At 70.8% G+C, this 23,771-nt stretch carries 29 protein-coding genes and 1 pseudogene; 14 read left to right on the forward strand and 16 right to left on the reverse strand.

Annotated elements, in window-relative coordinates:
* The first annotated feature begins 15 nt into the window (after nucleotides 1-15).
* Nucleotides 16-351, forward strand: a complete 336-nt coding sequence (locus tag ACFC1R_RS20890) for a zinc ribbon domain-containing protein (RefSeq protein WP_375940822.1) — start codon at nucleotides 16-18, stop codon at nucleotides 349-351.
* Here ACFC1R_RS20890 and ACFC1R_RS20895 read toward each other — a convergent pair.
* From ACFC1R_RS20895 to ACFC1R_RS20915, 5 genes are all read right to left on the reverse strand, one after another.
* Complete coding sequence (locus tag ACFC1R_RS20895) at nucleotides 288-857, reverse strand: hypothetical protein (RefSeq protein ID WP_375940650.1); 570 nt, start codon at nucleotides 855-857, stop codon at nucleotides 288-290. The two genes, ACFC1R_RS20890 and ACFC1R_RS20895, sit on opposite strands and share 64 nt — an antisense overlap.
* A gap of 233 nt (nucleotides 858-1,090) precedes the next feature.
* Nucleotides 1,091-1,297, reverse strand: coding sequence for a DUF6087 family protein (locus ACFC1R_RS20900; RefSeq protein WP_375940652.1), 207 nt, complete (start codon nucleotides 1,295-1,297; stop codon nucleotides 1,091-1,093).
* Nucleotides 1,298-1,541: 244 nt separating this feature from the next.
* Nucleotides 1,542-2,045, reverse strand: a complete 504-nt coding sequence (locus tag ACFC1R_RS20905; RefSeq protein ID WP_375940654.1) for an HIT family protein — start codon at nucleotides 2,043-2,045, stop codon at nucleotides 1,542-1,544.
* 171 nt (nucleotides 2,046-2,216) lie between these two features.
* On the reverse strand, nucleotides 2,217-2,867 hold the full coding sequence (locus ACFC1R_RS20910) for an NAD(P)-dependent oxidoreductase (protein WP_375940656.1): 651 nt from the start codon (nucleotides 2,865-2,867) through the stop codon (nucleotides 2,217-2,219).
* A gap of 418 nt (nucleotides 2,868-3,285) precedes the next feature.
* Nucleotides 3,286-3,741, reverse strand: coding sequence for a MarR family winged helix-turn-helix transcriptional regulator (locus ACFC1R_RS20915; RefSeq protein WP_375940658.1), 456 nt, complete (start codon nucleotides 3,739-3,741; stop codon nucleotides 3,286-3,288).
* 116 nt (nucleotides 3,742-3,857) lie between these two features.
* Here ACFC1R_RS20915 and ACFC1R_RS20920 point away from each other — a divergent pair, with 116 nt between their 5' ends.
* Entirely contained in the window at nucleotides 3,858-4,250 is a 393-nt protein-coding gene (locus ACFC1R_RS20920; RefSeq protein ID WP_375940660.1) for a nuclear transport factor 2 family protein, read from the forward strand.
* Between the two features lie 271 nt (nucleotides 4,251-4,521).
* Here the strand turns inward: ACFC1R_RS20920 and ACFC1R_RS20925 are convergent, their stop codons facing one another.
* Complete coding sequence (locus tag ACFC1R_RS20925; protein ID WP_375940662.1) at nucleotides 4,522-5,949, reverse strand: DUF2079 domain-containing protein; 1,428 nt, start codon at nucleotides 5,947-5,949, stop codon at nucleotides 4,522-4,524.
* 124 nt (nucleotides 5,950-6,073) lie between these two features.
* Between ACFC1R_RS20925 and ACFC1R_RS20930 the strand changes: the two genes are divergently transcribed.
* The 3 genes from ACFC1R_RS20930 (at nucleotide 6,074) to ACFC1R_RS20940 (ending at nucleotide 8,828) form a co-directional block, all read left to right on the forward strand.
* Nucleotides 6,074-6,751 carry a response regulator transcription factor gene (locus ACFC1R_RS20930; RefSeq protein WP_375940664.1) on the forward strand — a complete coding sequence of 226 codons (678 nt, stop codon included), beginning with the start codon at nucleotides 6,074-6,076 and terminating at the stop codon, nucleotides 6,749-6,751.
* 358 nt (nucleotides 6,752-7,109) lie between these two features.
* Nucleotides 7,110-8,174 (forward strand): sensor histidine kinase, encoded by a 1,065-nt coding sequence (locus ACFC1R_RS20935; RefSeq protein ID WP_375940824.1) that lies wholly within the window; start codon nucleotides 7,110-7,112, stop codon nucleotides 8,172-8,174.
* A 237-nt stretch (nucleotides 8,175-8,411) separates the two neighbouring features.
* Nucleotides 8,412-8,828, forward strand: coding sequence for a spore-associated protein A (locus ACFC1R_RS20940; RefSeq protein ID WP_375940666.1), 417 nt, complete (start codon nucleotides 8,412-8,414; stop codon nucleotides 8,826-8,828).
* Between the two features lie 494 nt (nucleotides 8,829-9,322).
* On the opposite strand, the gene ACFC1R_RS20945 is transcribed toward ACFC1R_RS20940, so the two are convergent.
* The gene (locus tag ACFC1R_RS20945) at nucleotides 9,323-9,964 is read right to left on the reverse strand and encodes a restriction endonuclease (protein WP_375940668.1); all 642 of its coding nucleotides are present in this window, start codon (nucleotides 9,962-9,964) and stop codon (nucleotides 9,323-9,325) included.
* Between the two features lie 226 nt (nucleotides 9,965-10,190).
* Here ACFC1R_RS20945 and ACFC1R_RS20950 point away from each other — a divergent pair, with 226 nt between their 5' ends.
* Nucleotides 10,191-10,391 carry a hypothetical protein gene (locus ACFC1R_RS20950; RefSeq protein ID WP_375940670.1) on the forward strand — a complete coding sequence of 67 codons (201 nt, stop codon included), beginning with the start codon at nucleotides 10,191-10,193 and terminating at the stop codon, nucleotides 10,389-10,391.
* Between the two features lie 75 nt (nucleotides 10,392-10,466).
* Here the strand turns inward: ACFC1R_RS20950 and ACFC1R_RS20955 are convergent, their stop codons facing one another.
* Nucleotides 10,467-10,691, reverse strand: coding sequence for a hypothetical protein (locus ACFC1R_RS20955; protein ID WP_375940672.1), 225 nt, complete (start codon nucleotides 10,689-10,691; stop codon nucleotides 10,467-10,469).
* Nucleotides 10,692-10,871: 180 nt separating this feature from the next.
* Between ACFC1R_RS20955 and ACFC1R_RS20960 the strand changes: the two genes are divergently transcribed.
* Together ACFC1R_RS20960 and ACFC1R_RS20965 are read left to right on the forward strand one after the other, a co-directional pair.
* Nucleotides 10,872-11,264 carry a peptidoglycan-binding protein gene (locus ACFC1R_RS20960; RefSeq protein ID WP_375940674.1) on the forward strand — a complete coding sequence of 131 codons (393 nt, stop codon included), beginning with the start codon at nucleotides 10,872-10,874 and terminating at the stop codon, nucleotides 11,262-11,264.
* 376 nt (nucleotides 11,265-11,640) lie between these two features.
* Complete coding sequence (locus ACFC1R_RS20965) at nucleotides 11,641-12,456, forward strand: SCP2 sterol-binding domain-containing protein (protein WP_375940676.1); 816 nt, start codon at nucleotides 11,641-11,643, stop codon at nucleotides 12,454-12,456.
* A 176-nt stretch (nucleotides 12,457-12,632) separates the two neighbouring features.
* Here the strand turns inward: ACFC1R_RS20965 and ACFC1R_RS20970 are convergent, their stop codons facing one another.
* The 4 genes and pseudogenes from ACFC1R_RS20970 to ACFC1R_RS20985 form a co-directional block, all read right to left on the reverse strand.
* Complete coding sequence (locus ACFC1R_RS20970; RefSeq protein WP_375940678.1) at nucleotides 12,633-13,085, reverse strand: hypothetical protein; 453 nt, start codon at nucleotides 13,083-13,085, stop codon at nucleotides 12,633-12,635.
* 267 nt (nucleotides 13,086-13,352) lie between these two features.
* A complete protein-coding gene (locus tag ACFC1R_RS20975; RefSeq protein WP_375940680.1) occupies nucleotides 13,353-14,201 on the reverse strand; it encodes a GNAT family N-acetyltransferase in 849 nt (282 codons plus the stop codon).
* A 164-nt stretch (nucleotides 14,202-14,365) separates the two neighbouring features.
* Nucleotides 14,366-14,461 (reverse strand): annotated as a pseudogene (locus tag ACFC1R_RS20980) (MerR family transcriptional regulator); the annotation flags it as partial.
* A 52-nt stretch (nucleotides 14,462-14,513) separates the two neighbouring features.
* Nucleotides 14,514-14,828 carry a hypothetical protein gene (locus ACFC1R_RS20985; RefSeq protein ID WP_375940682.1) on the reverse strand — a complete coding sequence of 105 codons (315 nt, stop codon included), beginning with the start codon at nucleotides 14,826-14,828 and terminating at the stop codon, nucleotides 14,514-14,516.
* Nucleotides 14,829-15,320: 492 nt separating this feature from the next.
* Between ACFC1R_RS20985 and ACFC1R_RS20990 the strand changes: the two genes are divergently transcribed.
* The gene (locus tag ACFC1R_RS20990; RefSeq protein ID WP_375940684.1) at nucleotides 15,321-15,662 is read left to right on the forward strand and encodes a VOC family protein; all 342 of its coding nucleotides are present in this window, start codon (nucleotides 15,321-15,323) and stop codon (nucleotides 15,660-15,662) included.
* Between the two features lie 342 nt (nucleotides 15,663-16,004).
* Here the strand turns inward: ACFC1R_RS20990 and ACFC1R_RS20995 are convergent, their stop codons facing one another.
* Together ACFC1R_RS20995 and ACFC1R_RS21000 are read right to left on the reverse strand one after the other, a co-directional pair.
* Nucleotides 16,005-17,075 carry a polyprenyl synthetase family protein gene (locus ACFC1R_RS20995; RefSeq protein WP_375940686.1) on the reverse strand — a complete coding sequence of 357 codons (1,071 nt, stop codon included), beginning with the start codon at nucleotides 17,073-17,075 and terminating at the stop codon, nucleotides 16,005-16,007.
* 337 nt (nucleotides 17,076-17,412) lie between these two features.
* Complete coding sequence (locus tag ACFC1R_RS21000; protein WP_375940688.1) at nucleotides 17,413-17,964, reverse strand: helix-turn-helix domain-containing protein; 552 nt, start codon at nucleotides 17,962-17,964, stop codon at nucleotides 17,413-17,415.
* A gap of 93 nt (nucleotides 17,965-18,057) precedes the next feature.
* On the opposite strand from ACFC1R_RS21000, the gene ACFC1R_RS21005 reads away from it, so the two are divergent.
* On the forward strand, nucleotides 18,058-18,885 hold the full coding sequence (locus tag ACFC1R_RS21005; RefSeq protein WP_375940690.1) for an alpha/beta fold hydrolase: 828 nt from the start codon (nucleotides 18,058-18,060) through the stop codon (nucleotides 18,883-18,885).
* 115 nt (nucleotides 18,886-19,000) lie between these two features.
* Entirely contained in the window at nucleotides 19,001-19,651 is a 651-nt protein-coding gene (locus tag ACFC1R_RS21010; RefSeq protein ID WP_375940692.1) for a DUF1707 domain-containing protein, read from the forward strand.
* Here ACFC1R_RS21010 and ACFC1R_RS21015 read toward each other — a convergent pair.
* A complete protein-coding gene (locus ACFC1R_RS21015; protein ID WP_375940694.1) occupies nucleotides 19,648-19,791 on the reverse strand; it encodes a hypothetical protein in 144 nt (47 codons plus the stop codon). The two genes, ACFC1R_RS21010 and ACFC1R_RS21015, sit on opposite strands and share 4 nt — an antisense overlap.
* Nucleotides 19,792-20,029: 238 nt before the next feature.
* On the opposite strand from ACFC1R_RS21015, the gene ACFC1R_RS21020 reads away from it, so the two are divergent.
* Both ACFC1R_RS21020 and ACFC1R_RS21025 read left to right on the forward strand, forming a co-directional pair.
* Nucleotides 20,030-20,887: a helix-turn-helix domain-containing protein gene (locus ACFC1R_RS21020; RefSeq protein WP_375940696.1), complete on the forward strand. Its 858-nt coding sequence runs from the start codon at nucleotides 20,030-20,032 to the stop codon at nucleotides 20,885-20,887.
* A complete protein-coding gene (locus ACFC1R_RS21025; RefSeq protein ID WP_375940698.1) occupies nucleotides 20,874-21,734 on the forward strand; it encodes an oxidoreductase in 861 nt (286 codons plus the stop codon). The genes ACFC1R_RS21020 and ACFC1R_RS21025 overlap by 14 nt, the downstream gene beginning before the upstream one ends.
* 409 nt (nucleotides 21,735-22,143) lie before the next feature.
* Here the strand turns inward: ACFC1R_RS21025 and ACFC1R_RS21030 are convergent, their stop codons facing one another.
* Complete coding sequence (locus tag ACFC1R_RS21030) at nucleotides 22,144-22,785, reverse strand: hypothetical protein (protein WP_375940700.1); 642 nt, start codon at nucleotides 22,783-22,785, stop codon at nucleotides 22,144-22,146.
* A gap of 562 nt (nucleotides 22,786-23,347) precedes the next feature.
* On the opposite strand from ACFC1R_RS21030, the gene ACFC1R_RS21035 reads away from it, so the two are divergent.
* Nucleotides 23,348-23,632 carry a hypothetical protein gene (locus ACFC1R_RS21035; RefSeq protein ID WP_375940702.1) on the forward strand — a complete coding sequence of 95 codons (285 nt, stop codon included), beginning with the start codon at nucleotides 23,348-23,350 and terminating at the stop codon, nucleotides 23,630-23,632.
* Nucleotides 23,633-23,771 lie beyond the last annotated feature (139 nt).

Below are 23,771 nucleotides of genomic sequence, written 5' to 3' on the forward strand. Positions count from 1 at the left end.
GCCGGGGTGCCGCTGGTGTACGTCGACCCGGCATACACCAGCCAGGAATGCTCCCAGTGCCACCACATCGACCGGAAGAACCGCGTCGACCAGGCAACGTTTGCGTGCCGAGCCTGCAGGATCGTCATGCACGCGGACGACAACGCGTCCCACAACATCGCCCGCAAGGGCGAGACCGTGTGGACCGCGGGGCGTGAGTCACGCGTCCCAGCCACCGCAACCCAGGTGGCTCAGACGTGGGAGGCCACGCGGCAGCCAGCCGCGCCCTACCCACAAGCCCGGTCCCATCAGGGCCGGGTCAAGTTGACGCTCTGCAGGCAGAGGGTGTACTTGTCGCTGCCCCGCTTGTAGACGAAGTAGCCGTCGGCGTCAGGGAAGGACTTCCGGCACACGTTCTCGCCGTCGTTGGTGTCGTCCTTGCGGCCCACGACGCGGGCCTCGGCCCTCGGGTCGGAGCAAGGGACCACTTCGACGTCGGGGTTGCTGTCGATGGCACCGGGCAGGGCGATCGGGTTGTTGTTGTGGATGCAGTCGCCGGTCTTGGCGAACTCGGGGTCGCCCTTCTCCACGAGGACGATCAGCGAGGCCAGGATCACCGGGATGAGCACACCGAAGATCGTGGGCCGCAGGTACACCGGCTTGCCGGGGTTCATCGGCGGGCGGGGCGCGCCGGGCAGCGGCTCCGGCAGCTTGTTGATCTTCAGCCGCTGCGGGATGTTGATCAGCATGATGACGGGGTTGACGATCATCGAGGGTATGCCCCACCAGCCCTGCCAGAGGCTGTCGGAGGTCATGTCGCGGTGCGCGGCGATGCCGCAGCTGCGGCAGTACGGTCCCCGGCGCTTCAGGTACTTCAAGATCACGACGATGCCCTGGTGCCCGCGGAAGGTCGCGTCTACGGCCGGGACGGAGCCGCAGTGCCGGCAGCTGAGTTGACCCTCGCCGTAGACGGGCAGGTCCGGGGCAGCGGCGTCGGAGGTGGGCTCTGCGGGCGCGGCGCCGTCGGGCAGCTCGGCGGACTGAGTTGAAATGGTGGATCCCCCGTGAAGATCAAGAGTGTTTGCCTCCGCAACCTATCGCTGTCAGAACATCAGGAGGGCTGATTGAAGGCTCGGCGAACGGAAGGTCGCCGAACCGTGATCACAAAGCAGTCGATCGATGCCGAAATTTCCCCGAGCAGGCGCGGGACTGTGGGATCGACGTGCGCCGCAGCGAGGGTGACGACCCGTCGGGCACCGGCGGGGCGCAGGCGCTGCTCGCGGCGGGAGGCCCACTGGTGCAGCCGCTCGTCGTCCACGGCCTGCTCCGCTCCCCCTCCCGGGTCGTGCTCGGTGCCGGGCCGGCCCGGTCAGGACAGTCAGGGCGGCCAGGGCACCGTCGTCACGGGTGGGCGGCCGCCGGGGTACGGGGGAGACCACGGCGGCCGCCGGTCGGATCGTCTCACCCGACGGCTGCACGGTCCAGTAAGCGCGGAGACCTTGTCAGGGAAGGACGACGGGCGCCCGCCGGCTGTTCGGCGCGGTCCCGACGGGGCAGCGGCCTCAACCGGCCGCCGCCCGCTCGGCGATGGCCCGGCGCAGCCGGTCGGCGAGGTCGGCGCGTTCGGTGTCGGTGTAGGTGAGGACGCCGTTGCTGAAGGCGAGCGCGTCGAACTGCTGCTGCTCGTACGGGACTCCGTGGGGCAGGCGGGCGATGTGCCAGTGGAGGTGGGCGTTGCCGGCCTGGGAGCCCAGGGAGAACAGGTAGGTGCGTTCGCCGCCGAGGACGTCTTCGGCGGCGAGGGCGACCAGGCGCACCACGGACATGAGGGCGAGGTAGGCGTTCTCGGTGAGGTCGGTGACGACGTGCTCCAGGTGCCGCTTGGGCACGACCAGGAGCTTGCCGGGCAGCACCGGCCACCTGTCGAGGAAGGCCAGGTGCTGCTCGTCCTCGTGGACGACCTCGTGCGCGTAGTGCGGATCGCCGGCCACCAGGCGGCAGATGAAGCAGGGCCCGTGCTGGGCGTGTTCGCTGTAGGTGGCCAGGTCCATCGGTCGGCGGTCCATCCGTTTCTCCTGATCCGTCAGCGCGGGTGGAGCGGCTGGGTGGGGTCGTGGCGGCCGTGCTCCGGTGGGGTGGTCGCGGTGGTTCCCCCGGCGACCGTGCCCCCGTTCGCCGGCGGCTGCGGCCGGCGGCCCCTGGCCGGGCGGCGGTCCGTGGTCCGGTGACAGGCCGGCTCAGTAGCCCACGGCGAAACGCTCACCGACGTGCCGGGGCTGCTCGACTTCGTCGAGCACGGCGACGGCGTAGTCCTCCGCGGAGATGCGGCTGCTGCCGTCCTCGGCGACGACCAGGTCTTCCGTAGCGGTGCGGTAGGTGCCCGTGCGCTCGCCCGGTTCGATCGTGGCGGCCGGACTGCAGTTGGTCCACCGCACGTCGGTGACGGTGCGGTAGAAGTCCAGGGCGTCGCCGTGGGCGTGCATGATCTGCAGCAGGAACACCGGCAGGCCCTCCGTGTCCCAGACCTGCGTGCCGTCCGGCTTGCGCAGTGAGCCGGCGCCGCCGACCGTGATCAGGCGCGGAGCGCCGTCGCCGAGCGTGCGCACCCCGGCGACCAGGGCTTCGGCGGCAGGCCTGATGGTGGCGATGTGTCCCGGGCCGTCGCCACCGCCCACCGCGCTGACGACGACGTCCTGCCCCTTGGCCGCCCCGGCGACGCTCTGCGGGTCGAGGGCATCGCCGGTGACAGTGGTCAGGTTCGGGTCGCTCCTGGTGAACTTGGCGGGGTCGCGAACGACAGCGGTGACCTGGTGGCCGCGGCGAAGGGCCTCGTCCAGGATCCGGCTGCCGATGGTTCCGCCGGCTCCGAAGATCGCGATCTTAGCCAAAGCGCTCTCCTTTGAGTGATGCTGATCAGCCATCAGGAGCGTATCGGGAAAAAGCCGCATCCAGCAGCAACCAGCCGAATTCCCTCACCTCCGCCAAAAACATCCTCTGTCGCCCGGCGAGCCCGAGCAGCGGAACGTCGGCACTGAAACGGCGAGCGGCACGCCCGGCCGGCGCCGCCCGCACCGAGGACTTGGTCCAACGCGGGCCGTCCGCGCCGATCTGGCACCCGCTCAGCCGGCGGGGCGGGCGGCTGGGGGAGCCGTGGACCGGACGTCGGGCGGGAGCCGACGACCGCGAGGACTGCAAGGACTGCGAGGGCCGCGTCCCACAGCGTCCGGTCGCCCTCGGCCGGACCATCGCCCGCAGTCGCGGTAGCGGGGACGGGCCGGACCGGGCCGCCCGGCGGGCCGGTGACGGTCAGTCGTGGCCGGCGGTGAAGGGTCCCTGGTCGACGAAGCGGCGCAGGAGGCGGGCGAAGGCCTGGGCGTCGGCCGGCGGCCAGGTGGCGAGTGAGTTGTCGATGGCGGTCGCGAGGCGCTGCCTGGTGGCCGCCACCGTGCGGTGGCCGTCGTCGGTGAGGGCGAGCAGGGTGGCGCGGCCGTCGGCCGGGTCGGGCTCGCGCCGGAGCAGGGCGGCCTGCTCCAGGCGGTCGGCGCGGCGGGTGACGGTGGAGCGGTCCAGTCCGATCTCGCGGCCCAGGTCGGCGGCGCTGCGCGGACCGGTCCGGGCCAGGCCGCTGAGGACGGGGTAGGTGAGGTCGTCGACCGCCTCCCCCAGTCCGTCGGTGAGGTGGGCGTAGAGGCGGGCGCGGGTGCTCCGCTGCAGGAGCAGTCCCAGCGCGTGGGCGATGTCGTTCCCGGTCGTGTTCGTCACCCCCCAAGATTAGCGTGCGTCGCGCACGCTTTTCCGCTACAGTCATAAGCGTGCACCAAGCACGCATCACCCGCACACACCGTACGGGCCGTCACCACCACGCCGGAGGAACCCTCATGAACCACACCGACGCACGCGCCGCCCTCACCGACCTGCTCCTCACCCCGGGTCTCGACCTGGACGAGGCCGCCGACCGGCACTTCTCCCCCGACTACCGCCAGCGCACCGACGGAAGCTGGGCTGACCGCACCGAGTTCCTCGCCCACATCGCCCACCTGCGCACGGTTGTCGCCGGCGGCTCGGTCGAGGTCCACGACGAACTCTCCTCGGGCGACCGGTACGCCGACCGCCACACGATGGAGATCACCAAGACCGACGGCTCCACCGTCCGCATGGAGGTCTACCTCTTCGCCGAGTTCGCCCCCGACGGCCGCTTCAGCCGCATCGAGGAGACCACCCTCATGCTCGAAGGCACCGACAGCGACCGCAACCTCGGCAGCGCCCGCTGAACCCCACGCCCAACTGCGCTGCCACCCCGCCGGCCTCCCGGTTCGCTCACCCGACATGACCCGCACCTCAGGGTGCGGTTCGTGAGGTGATGACTGATCCGTCGTCACCACATCCCGGAGAACACCTTGCTCACAAGGGAGTTGACGTCGGACACGCCCCATCGCGGCAGATGGATACGTGACATCACCACCGGCTACGGAACGGAGCCGTTCTTCTACAGACCCGATCCGCCCGTCCGATCGGCTCCCGCGCCATCGCGAAGCAGGTGGATCAGCCGTCGGCGAGCCGGTAGAGCTGGATGCCGCTGCACTCCTTGACCAGGCGGTAGCCCAGTGAGGGCAGCTGGGGCAAGCGGGGAAGCTCCCAGGCGAAGACGGGCATTCCGCCGCGCGCGGGGTCGCTGACCAGAAGCCATTCGGGCCTGGTCCCGCTGTCCAGGACCATCGGGAACCGGTAGACACGGGCGCGACCGGTGAGCTGTGGTGCAAGGAAGTTGACCACACCGATCTGCGCGCCGTCGGGTACGGCGGCCATCACCTCCCGGGCCGGGCCGGCCCACGGGCTGGGCTTCCAGGCGGGTCCGGCCAGGTCGCTCAACGGCAGCCCCGGAGTCATCAGAACGCTCACTGCCACGCTGACCGCGACAGCGTTCCCGATGAAGCGCGGCTGGATCAGTCCGTGCTCGCGCAGCCTGCCCAGCGCGTCCACGAAGGCCAGGAACACGATCGGCATCAGGACCGCGCTGTAGTGGTAGTCCTGCCCCCAGTACGCCGGGTTGGTCGACCAGAACCGCCAGGCGAGCGTCGGGAGTACGAGCAGGACCAGCGGTGAGCGCAGAGCCAGGAACACGGTCGGGACGGACAGGGCGATCAGTGTGCCGAGTTTCACCTGCGGAAGCAGCAGCCGCGCAAGCGGGCTGTCCGTGTCCGGGGAGGCCGCGCTGAGGTAGTCGTACTGGCCGTGGGGGTTGAGGGCCGGCACGAGGACCAGCACGATCACCAGCCCCGACAGGATTCCGAAGGACAGCACCCCCGCACCCAGCCGGCGGCGGCCGTTCAGCAGGATGTACAGGCCGATCGCGGCGACGGTGAGCGGCAGGTCCTCCTTGACCAGGATCAGCGGGAGCGCGTACGCCGTGGCGGCACGCCACTGCCGTCGCGCCAGGCGTTCCAGGCAGAAGGCCAGCAGCGGGACCGCGAAGGCGATCTCGTGGAAGTCGAACGCGACGGCCTTCTGGAGTCCCCAGGACAGCCCGTAGGCGATGCCGATCCCGGTGCCGAACAGGGGCGTGGTGGTGCGGATCGCCGACCGGGTGACCGGCACGACCGACACTGCGAGGAGGGCGGCCTGGGCGATGAGAAGGGTCAGCGGGGACGGAAAGAGCCGGTAGAAGGGGGCGAGGGTGGCCAGGACCGGGTGAAAGTGATCACCCAGCAGGTTGTAGCCCGCACCCTTGAGTTCCGAGACGGGAGCGCGCAGTTCGGCGTAGGCGCGCACGGCCTGCTCGAATATGCCCAGGTCGTAACCGGTGGACCGCAGCTGGAGGTGCTTGGTGACGGAGAGCGCGCCGTAGGCCGCGAAGAAGAGCGCGGCCAGCAGGTACGGGGCCCCTCGCCAGTGCCGACCGCCGACCGGGGCGTTCGACGGCGCCGGATCCCGCTCCTGGCGCGGACGCGGACGGGACAGTTCGAGCAACACGGGCACTCCAGCCGGGCGGTGACGAAGGGAGTGCCCACCATCGGCCGAGGAGGATTAAGCAATGATGAATCCACATGAAGCGATCTTCATCCTCTGAACCAGGGCAGAAGGCAGGATTACCCGCATGCGCGTACTAGTGGTCGAGGACGACAGGCGGATCTCCGCCGTGCTGCGCCGCGGCCTGGAGGCCGAGGGCTACGCGGTGGACCTGTGCCACGACGGCCGGGACGGCCTGTGGATGGCCCGGCAACAGCCCTACCAGGCGATCGTCCTGGACATCATGCTCCCCGGCCTGGACGGCTACCGGGTCTGCGACCAACTGCGCCGGGAGGACAACCGCACCCCGATCCTGATGCTCACCGCCAAGAGCGGGGAGTACGACGAGGCCGAGGCGCTGGACACGGGCGCGGACGACTTCCTGGCCAAGCCGTTCTCCTACGTCGTCCTCCTGGCCCGGCTGCGGGCACTGATCCGCCGCGGAGGCCCGGTCCGGCAGACCGCCGTCCGGGTCGGCGACCTTCACCTCGACCCGGCCACCCGCCGCTGCAGGCGAGGCACGAGCGACATCGAGCTGACGACCAGGGAGTTTTCCATCCTCGCCCATCTCGGGCTGAGAGCAGGCGACGTGGTGAGCCGCACCGAACTGCTGGAACAGGTCTGGGACACCCACCAACAGGGCGGCAGCAACGTCATCGACGTCCACATCAGCGCACTGCGCCGCAAGATCGACACTCCGTTCGGCCGGTCCACCATCCAGACCGTGCGCGGCGCCGGATACCGACTGGCCGACGATGACCGCTAGCCGCCTGCCGATCCGGCTCCGCGCCGCCCTGGCCGCAGCCCTCACCGCCGCCCTGGCCTTCAGCGCCGGCGCGTGGTGGCTACGCCACGAGCTGTACGCCTCGAAGACGGCCGATGCCCTCAGCCAGGCGAAAGCCACCGTGAATGCGATCGAGTCCCGCTACGCCCTCGGTGACACCCTCACCTACTTCCCGGGCCAGGGCAGTGAGACATGGGTGCTCGTCGACCCTGCAGGGAACTTCGTCGAAGGCGCACCGGAACTGATCCCCTTCGTGCCCGATCCGCTGCGCCCTGCCGAACCGGACACCGCGCCCCTTTCCCGGAAGTCCGTCCACCTGGGCCTCGTCGCCGACAGCGCCATGTCCGGCAGCAGACGCCTGGCCGGCCACGACTTCACCCTGCTCACCGCCTCGTTCCAAGCGCCCGCACCGCTCGACGGCGGCACCGCCTCCACCGTGAACCTGACCCTCCACGTCCTGGTCACCCCCTGGGGATCCGAACAGGCCGTCGCAGACATCGACCCCGTGCTGTACAGCGGCATCCCCGCAGCGGTCCTGCTGGTCGCCCTGATCGTCTGGGCCACCACCTCCCGGGCCCTGCGCCCGGTGGAGGCCATCCAACAGCGCCTTCGCGCCATCACCGCCCGCGACTTGAGCCTGCGCGTCCCCGTCCCGCCCAGCCGCGACGAGATAGCCCGCCTGGCCGCCACCACCAACGACACCCTGGAACGGCTGGAACAAGCCGTCGAACAGCAACGACGTTTCACCGCGGACGCCTCGCACGAACTGCGCACCCCCCTGGCCGCACTGCGGGCAGACCTCGAAGTAGCCCTGCACTACCCCGACCACACCAACTGGCCCAGCGTCATCCGCGACACCCTCGATGACGCCGAACGCCTCCAGCAACTCACCGAAGACCTGCTGCTCCTCGCCGGCCTCGACAACCACACACCACTCCCCGCCCACCGCGTCGAGTTGAGCACCCTGGCCCGCGACGCGGCCGCGCAAGCCCGCCGGCATGCTCCCGCCTCCATACGGGTCGACTGCCGCACGGGGGACGGCATCGCCGTCCGCGGCGATGCGCGGCAGCTGGAACGACTGCTGCGCAACCTCCTCGACAACGCCGTACGCCACGCCCACAGCAACGTCACCGTGACAGTCACCTCCCTCGTGACCACCGTCGTACTGAAGGTCCGCGACGACGGGACGGGCGTACCGCCCGAACATCGAGAGCGGATCTTCGAACGATTCGCCCGCCTTGATTCCTCCCGCACCCGCGACGCCGGTGGCACCGGACTCGGCCTGGCCATCGCCCGTGAGATCGTCCACCACCACGGCGGCACCCTCCGCCTCGACGGCACGACCTCCACCGGCGCCTGCTTCATCGCCGAGGTCCCACTGTTGCCGGGGACGCCCGAGGAGTGATCGGCGGACTGCTCGCCACCGTCGCAATCGGGTGCGGCACGCCACTGCGGGGCGCGGTCTGGCCAATTGGCGCTGGGGAATCGGCCAGTCCGCGGCCCGGGCGGTGCCGGGTCTGTACAGCGAACGGACACGGTGGTGTTCTTCCGGGGCAGGGCGGACGGCGGGGGGCGTCTGCCAGGCGGCACAGGACGCAGCGTCCCCTCGGCTTCCGTCAGCTCTCCACGAAGGAGCGGAACCATGACGACGTTCGTCAAACGCCTGGTGACCGGCACCGCGGTGCTGGCCGCCGCGAGCGCCGGCCTGCTGATCGCACCGACGACCGCCAGTGCGGCGTCGTACAACGGGGTGTGCGGTTCGGGGTACGCGGTGATCGACCACTACGACCTCGGCAGCTACGGAACCATGTACCTGACCTACAACAGCTCCAACGGCAACAACTGTGTGGTGACGGTCCGCAACAGCCCCGGGGCGAAACTCTGGATGACGGCCGGGGTCAAGCGCTCCGGCACCGACTGGAGCACCACCACCACCGACGCCGGCTCCTACAGCACCTACGCCGGCCCGAAGTACGTCTACGCGCCGGGTTCCTGCATCGACTGGGGCGGCCAGATCAACGGTGTCGGGCAGGACTTCTACAACACCCACTGCGGCTGATCCGCCGACCGCGCGGGCCGGCGGGGACCACGGCAGACGGACGGCGCCGGTCCCGTGCGACGCCCCCGGGCCGGTCCCGGGGGCGGCAGGGGCGCCGCCGGCTCCGCTTCCACCGGTGCGACACGGGAAGTGGTGCATGGCCAAGGGCATCGGGGATTTCGCGGCGGGCCCCGGCATCGACCGCCTGTGCCAGCCATGTCCTGGCCCCTGCGGTGTGCTGCGGTGCCCCCGCCCGGCCGGCCTGGCCAACACCCTTGACCCCGAACTCCTCCGTGTGCAACGCACGAGTCCGGGGCAAGCCGTGGCCGAGCCGTCGCAGGGTCACCACCTTCGCGGTGGGCAGGGGCAGCCACAACGGATGGAAGTCCTCCTCCCGGACTGCGCCGCGCCCGCTCCCCGCCCGCCGGAGCGGCGCGCCGGCCCGGGCAGCCCCGCTTCAGCCCGAAAGCTCGCGGGTGACCTTCGTCGACAGCTGGGCCGGCAGCTGGACGGCGTCAGCTCCAGGGCGGCTCGCCCGTTCCCTCCGCCCACAGGGCGAGTGCCCGCCGGTCGACGGCGCGGATGCCGACCTTCGTGCAGAACGCCGCAGCGGCCTTGGTGAACGAACTGGTCGTCACCACCACCGCCAGATCGCAGCGGTGCACGTCACGGTAGGTGCCGTTGACCTTCTGCACGTCCTGGGAGCCGACGAAGGTCCGCGGCCCGTACCGCTTGGCCTGGATCAGGATCCGCTGCCCGGTGGGAGCGGTGGCCAGCACGTCCGCCGCCAGGTCGCCGGCCCCGCCGACCACCGTCACCTTCGTACACCCGTCCCTGCGGCACAGGTCCGCCAGCGCCTGCTCGAACGCCTTCGGAGACATGGCCAGGAACGGTCCGATATGCCGCAGCTGCGCCGCGCGCGCTTCGAACGCGCGCCGGTCGGCGGCCACCCGGCGGCGGACGACGGTCACCACCGCGATCAGGGCCACCGCCAGGAGACCCAGAACGACGAGCAGGTGGTGGGCCAGCCAGGTCAACACGACCACCACCAGGGCAAGCACGCCGATGGCGCTCCCGAGGAGCAGTACGGCGTTGTCGCGCATCTGCCCGGCCCGGCGAGCGGCGGTCCGACGTCGTCGTGCCGGCTTGCGCGCCACGGTGCCCCCCTCGAACCACGGTGTGCCCGTGATCGTAGAAGCGCCCGCTGCCCGGCGCCGGTGATCCGAGCGGAATTCACCGCCCGCCGCTGCGAGTTGACCGGATCACGATGGTCGGTGGCCGAACGGCCCGCCCGCCCTGACCGAGTTCTCGGACTCGGCCTCCACCGCCGCGACTCTCTGGCATGCTCGCCGAGAGTTTTCGAGCTGTGACCAGAGGTGGGACATGCAGTACACCGTCAGCGCGACCGTGTTCCTCGCGATCATCATCATCGTCCGCCTCCGCCGGCGGACCGAGGCCCGCTCCCGCGTCGACGAGACGATGACCGTACTCAGCGCGGTCACCTTCGGCGTCCTGATCGCCGCCACGCCCATGGGCCAGGCGATCCTCCAGCTCGCCGGAACGGCGGCCGGCGCCACACACTGACCCGGCATCCGGCGGCCGCCGACGGTCAGCGCACGTTCCGCTCGACGTACTCGCGGGCAGGCCGCGCACCCGGCACTACAGGCTGCCGGTCGGCTCCAGCCGCACGGGCCTTCCAGCCCTGGACCGGCAGGCGGGCGAAGCGGAGCAGGTGTTCGTGGCCGCCCTCGACTGCCCGGGCCTGCTCTCCGGCCGACGGGTCGCCGGCAGGCGGGGGCCCAACGACAGTTCGAAGGACATGTCGGCGGCCGGTGCGATCCGGGTGAGCGCCAGGTCCCGGTCGGTGAAGCAGATCCTCAGCACCTCCTGATCCTCGGCCCACCCACCGGTCGACGGCAAGGGATTCGTCCAGAACCGAATCCCTTCCCCCAGACCGCGTGCTGACGCATCGTCATAGACGTGAAGCCAAGACGGCCACACGGCGGACACTGGGGATCCGCCGCAGGGCCGACACCTGTGCAAACTCAAGGAGGGACACCAACCATGCGCATGCACACCTGGACACGCCGCACCGCCCTGGCCCTTGGCGCGACCGCCGCCCTGGCCCTGACCGCCGGTTCCGCCCACGCCGCAGGCAGCAGCCTCGGGACGGGCAGCTCCGGCCCGGCCGTCGTCTGCCTCCAGCGCGCCCTCGACGACGTGGACGCCGCCGGCCTGCAGACCGATGGCCAGTTCGGCACCCAAACCCACAACGCCGTCGTGAACTACCAGCACGAGCACGGCATGAGCGCGGACGGCACCGTCGGCCCGATCACCGGTGGCTCCATCAAGAACGCGGTCAGCCAGGCCTACTACGCCGCGCACCGTGCCAACGACCCGTCCCAGGTGGAACTCGGCAGCTGGCTGGCCAACTGCAGCGGTCAGCTGCCGGGCTGACCCCGGCACGCCGGAGCGGGCGCGCCCGGCTCCCCGGGAGGTGCAAGAGCGGTCCGGCGCCACTCGGTGCCGGACCGCTCCACGCTGACGGTGGCCTGAGTCGGCCCGGCCTCGTATGAGCAGCTGAGGTACAGGAAGCCCCGGTGGGATTGGTCTTGCAGGGATCGGCCTACTTTGCGGGGGCTTCGAGCCGACGGGGTACGGCGCCGGCCCCCAGCTCCTTCAGGTCCAGGGCCTGAACGGTACGCGGCTCACCAACTCCCGGCCTCCGCACGGCCCACCGACCGGCGGCGGCACACCGGCGGCCGACGCCACCTGCCGAGATCGCATCAGGGGTCTGGACAGGCCGCCCGGTCGTGCCGCAGGCTTCGTGAGCGTGACCGCAACCGTGAGCAGCAGGGTGATCGAGGAGAACATCGCCACCGCCGAGGAGATCGCCCAGGTGCTGCGCTCGCGCCCCGAACCGACGGTACGGATCCCCGGGGCCGCCTGGTCGGTGGGCGAGGCGGCCGCGCACCTCGCGCTGGCCAACCGGCTGATGGCCGAGATAGCCGCCGGTCTGGAGCGCCCGTACGGCGACGGCAGCCCCCATGGCCTGGCCGCCGCCAACACCGAGGCCTTGGCCGCCTACCCGGAGCGCGACCCGGTGGTGCTCGCGGATGCGATCGTCGGGTACGCCCGAGCTTTCGCCGCCGCCGTCACCGGCCCGGTCGGCGGGGCGCAGGAAGCCGCCGGTTGCCTGCTGACCCCGATGGGGCCGCTGGACCGGGCCACCCTCGCCTCCTACCTGCTCACCCATCAGCTGGGCCACGGCTACGACTTGGCCCGCGCGCTGCGCCGCCCGCACATGGTCAACCGCGAGCGGGTCGAACTGTCGCTGCCCTTCCTGCTCACCGCGATGCCCCGGGTGGTGGACCGGCACATGGCCGCCGGCCGCCACGTCCGCTACACCATCGGCCTGCGCGGCGTCGGCGAGCGGTACACCGTCACACTCGCCGACGGCACGGTGACGGTCAGCCGCCCACCCGCACCGGGAGCCGACTGCGTGATCCTGGCCGAGGCAGTCACCTTCTTCCTCCTGGCCCTCGGCCGCCGCACCCCGGGACAGGCGCTGGCCCGGGGCAAGATCCTCGCCTGGGGCCGCAAACCGTGGCTGGCGCCCGCCTTCCCCCGCTACTTCAAGGCACCCTGAAGACCCGCCACGGCACACCGTCCGGCCGACGCCCTGTGAGCGGTGGCCGGCCGGGTGCCTGTCCGGGTTTCCGGCGGGCTACGGATTCCGGTCTCCTCCACGCGGCCGCCCGCTGACGCCCGGGGCCGCCGCTCGACCATCGATCGTCCACGCGGCCCTTGTGATCGGCGGCGGCTTCAGCTGCGCGGACTCCACCTGACCCGGTAGCCGACCCCGTCGATCCGGTAGCGGGGCCCGTCGACGGACCGCAGTTCGGCGACCAGTCGCCGCGCATCGGCCGGTGCCTGGCGGTGCGGTGCGAGCCGTGCCGTCAGTTCGTCGTACCGGCCGTCGATTCCGCCCTGTCCGGGGTGGGTGTCCAGTGCGGCGGTCCCTGCTTCGTACCGCGAGTTCCAGCGCGCGAAGATCTCCCATTGCTCCCGCTCCAGCGCGACAGCGGTCTCGTCGACAGGCCACACCAAGTACTCGTCAGCGGCATCGGCGGGGTCGAAATCGTGGCTGAGAAAGTAGTGCGGGACCCCGTCGACGTCAGCGATCCCCTCCCGGGGGCCGTCGTACCACGCCAGCTCGACGTGGACGCGCTCGAAACCGTCCGCTGCCGGCTGCTGTTCGTCCCGGGTCTCAGCCACGCAGGCAGGCTACCGGCAACCGGCCCCGCATGACTGGCCACCATCCACGGCGGGAGCATCGGCCGGCCGTCCACCGGACCCCGACGACGGCCCACGGACAGTCAGGCACCCGGTCACCGCCGCGTGGGCGGCGCGGTGGAGCCCGGTGACGGTGGTGGCGTGCTCGCGGCACTCCTGGACGGTTTCGGCGTGGTTGGCGAGGTGGGCGCGGGGAGCGGCTCAAAGATCCGATCGCCCAGCCAGGTTGCCCGTTGCCGACCCACGTTCCTAGTCGAAGTCCACGCTCAACGCCTCCTGGACCTCGCGGTAACCGAGCTTCTGATAGATGGAGTTGCTGGTGCGGTTCGCCACGTCGGCGAACAGCAGCACGTCCTCGGCGCCCTGAGCGGCGGCGTGCGCCGAGACCGCCGCGACCAGGCCACTGGCGTAGCCGCGGCCGCGCAGCTCCGGCGGGGTGTAGACCGGCCCGATCCGGGACATGCCGGCGACCACCGGGCTGGCCCCGGCGAAGCAGACCGGACGGCCCTCGTCGACCCAGCAGTGGAACGAGCCGGTGGCAATCCGCTGGCGGACCGCCGCGTCGAGGTCCTCGCCGATCAGTGCGCCCGCCTCGGCGGCGAACGCGGCCGACCAGGCGACCAGCAGCTCGTGGTCCGCCTCGCCGGCCGGCCGCACGCCGCCGGCCGGGGCCGGGTCGGGGTCGACGGGCTCGGTCATCCGGTAGAGCACCTCGTGCATCCCGGGTTCCGCGGTGGCGCCGGTGAGCCCCTCCCAGGCGCGGGCGAAGATGGAGACCGTCATCTTCTCGCCGGCCGCGGAGCGCAGCGGTACACCGGCCTTGTGGAGGGCCCATGCCAGATCCTTGCAGGCCTGCCCGGGCATCAGGCTGAGCCGCGGGCCGAACGGCGGGGTCTGCAAGAACGCACCGCGCACCGGCGCCTGCGGCTCGGGCCGCCACCAGCCGAACCGCGGCGGCTCGGAGCCGAAGGCGTGCAGATCGGCGGAGAGCCGGTCCAGCACCGTGAGCAGTACGGTGTTCTGCACCGCTTCGGCGGTGAGGAAGTCGTACGCCGCGGCTCGGAAGTCGGCCGGCGAGGTCGTGAGGGTCCAGGTCATGCCCCCATCGTCCCGTCGGGCCGCGGTCGGCCGCACCCGAATTCGCGCGGGAGGGATGTCCTCCTCCGCCGCTCACGGGTGCGTCGATGTGAACGGGGCCCACGCAGGAGCAGCCCGAGGACGCCCTGCGGCAATGTCGAAGCGCCCCTCGGCTCGTTTCGGCTCAGCCGCGTCGTGGCGTGGGCCTCGATGGCGTCCCGCTGGTGGACAAACGGGCCCGGCGCGATCGCCTGGTACGCGGCGCGCCACTGCTGGTTCTCCGGGTCGTCGCAGTGCGCGGCGAACCCGGAGTGTTCGAGCGAGAAGGCGGCATCAGCCCTGACTGCCTTTCGAACGGACGGCGCCGAGACGCATGACGCCCCGCAACCCGATGACCAGTGTCGCGACGATCGGCAGGAAGGCCACCGTGTCGAGCGTCATCACGACACCGTGCGGCCACCCCAGCAGCCGCGGAAGGTTGTCCAGCACGAAGCCGGAACCACCGAGGGCCATGCCCGCACCTGCCATGCGCAGTCGGGCGGATCGCAGACGGGGCCGCCGGATCGCGAGGACCACCATGGATGCTCCGGCCGCCAGTAGTCCGCAGTACAGCCACGTCAGGACCCATTCCTGGGTGTGCTGACTCATCACGGGCAACCCCATCTCCTGGATGCAGAGGTCATCGTCACAGCTCACGGGCCCTCGACACAATGCGTCGGGCTCATCGATGGGGTTTCGCGACTCCGTCCGGATCGGTGCCGTGCCGATCCAGTTGCACTCCCCCGGTCGGCCCCGCAGGTGCGGGGACGGCCCGGCCTGAGCCGCTCCCGGCCCGACTCCCGCGGCTGGAAGCGGATGCCGCTCCACCGTTGACCGGCGCTGCCGGCCTGCTGACCATCCGAGCGCCGGGCCAGGCCGCCTGTCTCACCCACCTCGGTACCGACGACGAGACCGTCGAACCGTCCGCGGCTGCCTGCTGCCCTCCGCACGGGTCACCCGGACCGTCCACTCCCGCAGAAGCGGGGCGTGCGTCGCCGGGCCGGCCGTACCCGTGGCGCTGCCTGCATCGACGCGCCGTCCGGCTGCCCGGCGGACGGCCGGCGCTGATGGCTGTCAGTGATCATGGTTAGGGTGGCGATCATGACTCTGGCAGCAGCAATGATCACGGTGGACTGTGCGGAACCGCAGGAGCTGGCCCAGTGGTGGGCCACCGCGTTGGGCGGCGAGATCGCCCAGGACCACGGCGACTTCGTCATCGTCCGGGCGCAGCCGCTGGCGCTGGGCTTCCAGCGGGTGGCCGAGGAGCGGCAGGGCAAGAACCGTGTGCACGTCGACTTCGCCGCCTCGCCGGGTACGGGCCTGGCGCAGGAGGTGGCGCGGCTGGTCGCTCTGGGCGCGAGCGTCGTCGGCGAGCACAGCGTGCCGGGTCTCACCTGGACGGTGCTGCAGGACCCGGCCGGCAACGAGTTCTGCGTCCACTAGTAGTGCTCTGCCAGGTGGTGTCGCAGGTCTGCCATGGGATGGGTTGTCGGCAGGTGGGGCAGGCGCCGGTCCAGGTGGTGATGAGGTACTGGAGGGGTGCCGGGGCCTGGTAGGGGGTCAGGCCCTGGCAAGGGCTTTCGGGTGGGTGCGCTGTTCGGTGAGGACCAGGTGGGCGGCACTGACGAGGGTGACGTGGCGGCGCCAGAGCGCGTGCTTCCGCATCGACACCGCCCTTCCGGCGCCATCGGCCCGCTCGAACGCCGGCGCCAGGCCCTGATGGGCCTGGCGCACTCGCCCCCGTCACCCGGGGCGGCACCTCCTGGGCGGGCGTGGACGAGCTGGTCACCCAGTGCGGTCGACGCTCCACAGCGGAAGGTACTCGAAGAAGGCGACCGCCTCCTCCCGCCACCGTGACCGCCAGCCGGCAGCCACCGCGGACGCCTGCTGCGCGTAGCGGCGCATGTCCGCCTGCATCCTGTCCGGCACACCGCGGCGTTCGCCGATCTCCCGGAGGGCCACGATGGTTTCCGGCGCGCAGGACGGGTCACCGAGTGCAGCCTGGACCAGCGCGCGTTCGGTGTCGTCGACGGCTGCCAGCAGGGCGCTGACGGTGTAGCTGTGCTTCCCGTCGCGGATGTCGGTGCCGGTCGGCTTGCCCATGACGGCCGCGTCCCCGAACAGGTCCAGGTAGTCATCGCGCATCTGCCCGCAGATCCCCACCAGCCGTGCGTAGTCGCGCAGTTCCTTCTCGTAGAGCGCCGGCTGCTCCCCTGCGGACAGGAGGCCGAGTTGCAGGGGCGCGAGGATGGAGTAGCGGGCGGACTTGTAGTCGGCCACGCAGTGCAGGACGTCCTCGTCCGGCGTGGTGGTGAAGTCGCGTTCCAGGTCGATGATCTGGCCCACGAACGTGTCGGTTGCCGCCCGGGTCTGCACCTCGACCATGGCCTGCCGCACCGCCACGGGCACCTTCGCCTCCAGCAGCACCTGAAGGGACAGGGCGAGGGCGAGGTCGCCTGCGAGTACGGTCAGACCGAGGGCCGCCTGCGGCCGGTCGGGGAACCGCCCGCGGTAGGCGTAGTAGGTGGACGGGCCTCCGCGACGGGTGGGACTGTCGTCGATGAGGTCGTCGTGCACCAGGCCGTGGGTCTGCAGCAGCTCGATGCTCAGCGCTGCGGCGTCCAGTCCCTCGACCGGCTCACCGGTCACCAGGTTGGCCGCCTCGTGCAGCAGGGCGACCCGCATCCGCTTTCCCCCTCGCAAGGACAGCTCCCGCAGCAGCCTCAGACACTCCGGAGTGAAACGGCTGAACGACGGCGCATCCAACCTGGCGCCCAACGTGTCGAAGTACTCCTCGAAGAGCCTGCTGAACCTGCGCTCGTATCCGGCGACACGGGCGAGAACCTGTCCGGTCATCACGAGTCCTTCCTGTTCAAAGGGTTGGGGGACACCGTTGTAGACGCGCGGCAGCGCTACCCGGTGCCCCGGGCGCCGGCTCGGCCCAGCCCAGCCCAGACCAGCCCAGGCGATCGAAGCCCCCGCTTCGCACACGCCTCGCCGCCTACGGCCTCCCCCGCCGTCGCGGACGCAACAGCGCCCTGCTGGACCCCGCCGCCCAGATGCCCCCTGCCGTCCTCGGCGACGTCCTCGGCGTCGCCATCAGAACCGCCACCGACTGGGCCACGGCCGCCGGCGGCACCCGCGCGCAGTACGCCGCCGAGCCCAGCCTCCGCTCGGAGGCAAAGCCGCTTCCTCAACTGGGCGTTTCGTCGGAGAACGTCGGACCGACGGGGAAGCGGATGGGACTGAGCAGGTAGGGTGCGCGGCCCGGCGCCGGCTGGTTGGCCAGCCAGGGGCCCAGCACCGTGAGCAACTGGTGGGTCATCTGGGCGAGTTCGTCCGGACTGAGCCAGAGCGTGCCCTGGCGGTAGGAGACCGCGTCCGCGACCGGGTCGGCGCCGTCGCGGTCGAGGTAGGCGTTGAACTCTGAGATCAGCACAGCCATGGCGGCGGCAAAGCCCCGGCGGTGATCGTCCGGCGACATCGCGGCGGCCGCGTCGGCGTCGACGACGGGGCGGTCCTGGCGCAGCCGGTAGTGCCGCTCGACGGCGCCGCGCACCCGTTGCTCGTCGGCCACCTCCAGGAAGCCCGCCTCGGCCAGCAGGGCAACGTGCCGGTACATGGTCACCTTCGGGACCTCGGGCATGCGCTCGCACAGCTGGGAGGTGGTCAGCACCCGGCCGCCGGAAAGCGCGTGCACCACGCGCAGACGCACCGGATGGAGCAGCACTTCGGTGGTGTCCATGTCTCTACTATTTCATAAGCGATACTGTTATCAATGTTGGAAACATAGCCTGCGGAGGGGAACATGCGTCAGGCATCGGGGCGGGCAGTGCGGGTGAACGATCGGTCCGTCTACGTGGAGGAGTCCGGCAACGGGCCGGGCTGGGTGCTCTTCGAAGCAGGCCAGGGTCTGGGGCGCACCTGCTGGGACCCGGTGCTGCCGCTGTTGGCGGATCGGGCGCGACTGGTGGCCTACGACCGTGCCGGCTTCGGCCGCAGTGGCCGGACGGCGGTACAACCGGGCATCGACGACATGGTCGCGGACCTGGTCGCCTTGGTTGCGGCAGTCGTCCCCGGCCGGTTCGTGCTCGTTGCGCACAGCATGGGAGGGCTGGTCGCGCGCGGCGCCGTGGAGAGTCTGGGGCCGCGGCTGCGAGGGCTGTTGCTGCTCGATCCGACACCGGAGAGCGCGCCCGTCTACGACACGTTCGACCAGACCGCCAGGAAGGTCGACCGCGCCATGGGCGTGACGCAGGCGCTCGTCCGCTCCCGCAGGCTGGCCCGCATGGTCAGCGGAAACATCGGCCGCATCTTCCCGGCGGACACCTACGCGACCATGCTCGCCGAGGACTTCGTCCCGGCCGGCATCGCGCAGACGAGGAAGGAGTTCAGAGCCGTCGCCGCGGCCATCCCCCGGTTCCGCGCCGAACCGCCCGGCCTCCCGACGTGCCCGACGGTCCTGCTCTCAGCATCCCGCCCCGTCAAGGGCCGGGAACGGCAGCACGCCGTCATCGCCGAGCACCAGCGGCGTTGGGCCGAAACGCTGCCGGACGGGCGGTTCGAGAACGTCGACTCGGCTCACTTCATCCAGGCCGAGCAGCCGGGGATCGTCGCGGAGAGAATCACAGGCCTCCTCGACCGGTCCGGAGCCCGGTCGGCCTGACGGCACCGAGGCGCCCACACGGAGCGCCGGGCGGCGCCTGCGAGCCAGCGGGCCCGACCGCCTCCCATCCGTGACCCCGTTCCATTGCACAGATACAGCGAGGTGAACTCGGACTATGGACGCTTCACAGCCCACTGAGGCGACGCCCGGTGACCCCGGCGCGCCCGGAGGCATTCCCAGCGGCTCGGCACTGCGCGCATCCGATGCCGACCGCGAGCGAGCCGCAGACGTACTGCAAGCCGCCACAGCCGACGGCCGGGTCTCCACCGGCGAACTGGAAGAGCGTCTGGAACTGGTCTACAGCGCCAAGTCCAAGGACGAACTGACCTCCATCGTCAAGGACCTGCAGCCAGTCCCCCGGTCGAGCGGCGCACCGACGTCGACCAAAGCCGTCGGCGTCCTCAGCAATTTCGTCCGTAACGGACGCTGGCTGGTGGGAGACAGTCATCGCAGCACCGCGGTCATCAGCCGCGGGGTGATCGATCTCCGTGAGGCCCGGTTCACCGGCCCGGAAACGACCATTCACGTCAACGCATGGCTCGGCACCGTCTACGTCGTCGTCCCCGAAGACGTCGAGGTGGGTGTCGAGGGCACCGGCATCCTGGGCGGGTTCAAGCAGGACCGCGAGGGCGCCGACCACTCGGCCGCCCACCGGATCAACATCACCGGCGTCGCCGCCTGCGGCAACGTCCATGTCGTCCACCAGCTCCCCCCAGCCGAGGAACGCCGCCTCCGAAAGCGCGAGCGGAGAAGCATCGAAAGCTAGATGGACGACTCCAAGGGGTCCGGGCTGGCCGCAACGAGGTCGACCGCGCCTGCTCGGTTCAGGCGCCGCCGGTAGTAGGAGATCGCGACGACCACGAGCAGTGGCCCCCACAGCAGCAGCGGTGCGTAACAGGCGTCCATCACGACGAGCGCCGGCCCGGTCGGGGCACCCCGGGCCCCTCCGAAGCCGCCCGTGATCCCAGTTCGTCGACCTCGTTCCCATGGCACGGTCACTCTCGGCGTGTACGTGAGGACCGGAGGTACCGATGGGCCTCGATGCCGTGTACCTGGCTTGGCCTGCGGCAGCTGTTGATCGGGCCGACCGGGTGGGTGTGGCAGGGCCACCTTCTCTGTGGTGCTTGCCCCTACGGTGTTGGGCATGCACACGAACCGGCTGAGTGAGTTCCTGCGGGCCCGGCGCGCGCTGGTGCGTCCCGAGGACCACGGGATGCCTGCGGGGGCGCGCCGTACTCCCGGTCTGCGACGCGAGGAGATCGCGGTCCTGGCCGGGGTGAGCACCGACTACTACGTGCGGTTGGAACAGGGACGCGAACGCAATCCCTCGCCCCAGGTCCTGCGGGCCCTGGCGGCCGCCCTGCTCCTGAAGGACGAGGAAGCCGCCTACCTGCGCGCGCTGGTCGATCCGCCGCAACCCGGGCGCTCCGGGCCCGGCCGGGAGTACGCGGGCCCGCACCTGGTGGCCCTGCTGGACATGTGGGCGGACACACCGGCCCTGGTCTACGGCCGGTACCTCGATCTGCTGGCCGTCAACTCCCTCGGCGAGGCCCTCTTCTCGTGGCTCGGCAGCGATTCCAGTCTGATCACAGCGATGTTCCTCAACCCGACCGCCCGGGACTTCTACCGCGACTGGGCCGTCATCGCGCAGGGGTGCGTGGCCGCGCTGCGAGCCGCCAATCCCACTCCGGACGATCAGCGGCTGCAGGAGCTGGTGGGCGAACTGTCCGTGCGCAGCGACGACTTCGCACGCATGTGGGCGCGCCACGAGGTACGGGCCAAGACGGCCTCGACGAAACGCTTCCACCATCGGCTGGTCGGAGACCTCACCCTGGGCTTCGAGACCTTCTCCGTCAACAGCGCCCCCGGTCAGCACCTCGTCGTCTACCGGGCCGAACCCGGCACCGCTGCCGAGCAGTCACTGGCTCTGCTCGGCAGCTTCACCCTCACCGATTCCCACGACACTCCAACCGAAGGGCACACCCCGCATGACCTCCCCTGACCTGCCCGTCTGGTTCATCACCGGCTGTTCCTCCGGCCTGGGCCGGGCACTGGCCACCGCCGTGCTGGAGCGCGGATGGCGGGCAGTGGTCACCGCCCGAGACCCGCGAAAGCTCGCCGACGTGATCCGCGGGCACGACGAACGCGCCCTCGCACTGCCGCTGGACGTCACCGACTCCCGGCAGATCGCGACGGCGGTCATCCGGGCACAGACCGCCTTCGGAAGGATCGACGTCCTGGTCAACAACGCCGGGTACGGCTACCTCTCCGCCGTCGAAGAGGGCGAGGACGACGAGATCCGCGCCCTGTTCGACACCAACGTCTTCGGCTTGGCCAACACCACCAAAGCCGTCCTGCCGGGCATGCGCGCCCGCCGCGCCGGCCACATCGTGAACATCTCCTCACTCGGCGGCCTGCTCGGCTTCGGCGCCACCGGCTACTACCACGCCACCAAGTTCGCCGTGGAAGGCCTTTCCGAGTCACTCGCCGCCGAAGTCGCCCCCCTGGGCATCAAGGTGACGATCGTCGAACCCGCCGCATTCCGCACCAACTGGCCCGGGCCCTCCATGCGCCAGTCCGCCACCACCATCGACGACTACGCCCCCACCGCGGGCACACGGCGTGCCAGCACCCTGGCCACCTACGGTCACCAGCCCGGGGACCCGGCACGCGCCGCCCAAGCCATCATCGACGCCATCACGGCCGAACAGCCGCCGCTGCGCCTGCTGCTGGGCAAGGCCGCGTACGACGTCGCCACCGCCAAGCTCGACTCCCTCAAGAGCACCTTCGACGGCTGGCGGGAGGTCACTCTCAGCACCGACTTCCCCTCGAAGCAGGCCGCAAGCTGACGGCGTGCACCACCGATCCCAGGTGCCGGCTCTCCGCCCTGCCACACCGTTGAACTCACAACGATCTGGGGGGAGAGAGCAACCCTGGCCGTTCGCTTTCGCAGATCCTCAACGTTGCTCCCGGCGCGGGCCAGGTTCCTCCTGACGGTCCTGCGACGACTCGGTTCGCAGCCCACCCCCGGATTCCGCAGAAGCCAGATGCACTGAGAATCCCGCGCCGAGGGTTCTCACCCGACCTGGCAGCCCCGCAGCTCAGCACGAGATCCACAGACACGCTCAACGCGACAGGACAACGATCTCCCCGACTGCTGTGCGCTTCTCTTCTGCTCGGCGGTGTGCGAGTAGAACTGACGAACAGTCCGGGGAGGCCCCGCGAGGCACGTCGGCCGATCCCGGGTGGGCGGCGTTGTCAGAAGTTCTGGTGGGCGACGGCGCGGTGCTGGGCGTCGTACTCGTCGAGGCCGGCCATGTGGCGGTCGGCGGGGACGGGGATGACGTAGGCACTGAAGGCGGTGCCGGGGATGGTGACCTTGTCGACGGTGGTGGTCCGGCCGTCGGCGTAGGTCATGGTGGCGCTGACGACCTGCTTGGTGGGCTGGGCGGTGAAGAGGGTGGCGCCGTTGGGGAGGGTCCGGGTCCCGTACATGCCGAGCGCTGTGGTCTTGTCACCGGGCCCGGTGACACCGGCGCAGTCCCCGTACGGGCTCGCGCTCCTACCGTCGACGGTGGTGCTGAGGCAGACCAGAGCGGCCGGGTTGTGGCCCGGGGCGAAGTCCTCCGGGGTGTGCGAGTAGTACGTCAGCGACACGGACCAGGCGGACCCGCCCAGCACCCCCTCACCGACGACCCGCGACACGCCCCCCTGAGACGCCGGGACGGTGGGCGCGGCCGTCACCGGAGCGGGCGAGCCGACGGTCGGTGCGGCAAGGGTCATCGTGGGGGCGGGCGTGGTCGAGGCGGAAGCGGAAGTGTTCAAGGCGAGGCCGGCCAGGGCTGTCACCGCTGCAATCGCCGCAACGGTCCTGACGGGCTTGCCGCTGGGCAGGGACATGGTTCTCCTCGTTCGCGTAAGGGATGAACGTGGGAGCGGTGCCTCTCCCACCCACAAGTACTCCCGCTCCGGCGAACAGGTTGCACGGGCAACCGGGCCCGCAGGCTCGCCTCGCCTGAGCCCGGCTGGGCCCGGGTGAAGCCGGATGGCGAGGTCCGCGACGTGCAGGTACGCTACGTCGCCCCCCCCGACCAGGCCCGGGCCATGGTCGAAGAGCCCGAGTTGTGGGCCTGGGCCGAGGCTTGCCCGCGCTGCCCGGGTGCCGTGCGCGAAGGCGGGCTGCCCCACCGAGGAAGTGGGGCAGCCCGCCTTCGCGTACGGCCCGGCGGGTTGAGTCCGCCCCGGGAGCGCTCTGCGCCGTACTGCTTCCAGCAATCTGACAGCGGGCAGCCGGGCTGGGATTGGGCTTGTCAGCCGGGGGCTTGCCCGGGGGGCCGAGGCTTGCCCAGCCGAATCTGAGATGGGCAAGCCTGTGACCTGGTCCTTTCGGGTCCTGGGCAAGCCGTCGGGCAAGCCCTTGTGAGGAGAGTTCACGGCACGAGATCCGATAAGGAGCTGTGCCGTGGAACCGCACTGTCCCGCCAGGAACGCCGGCGGAATCTTCGACCGTCTGGATGCCGACTGGGCTGCGCTGTGCGCGGATGCCTCGATGCGGGCTGCGGTGGCCGATTGGCTGACGGCTGATCACCTGGCCACCGACATCGCCGTGGCGGCTGGTTCCTGGGTGAGCGCGCCGGGCCCGGAGGAGCTGCTGGCCGCCCTGCAGCCGGGTGGTGGTGTGCTGTCCGACGCGCTCGTGCAGTTTTCGGCTGGCTTCCCGAAGCGCTCGAACCACCGATTCGTGTGACTTGGTGCTGATCCGCTGGTGATCGGGCAAGGCCGGTCGCCCAGTGGCGGGCTGCTTGTTCGCGAGGTCTCGCAGCCTGGCCAGCAGCGTCGCCTGGGCCGCGTCGTAGAGAAAGGTCCGGGAGACCCTGGCCCGGGCG

The sequence above is a fragment of the Kitasatospora sp. NPDC056138 genome (genome assembly GCF_042264695.1).
Taxonomy (GTDB): Bacteria; Actinomycetota; Actinomycetes; order Streptomycetales; family Streptomycetaceae; genus Kitasatospora.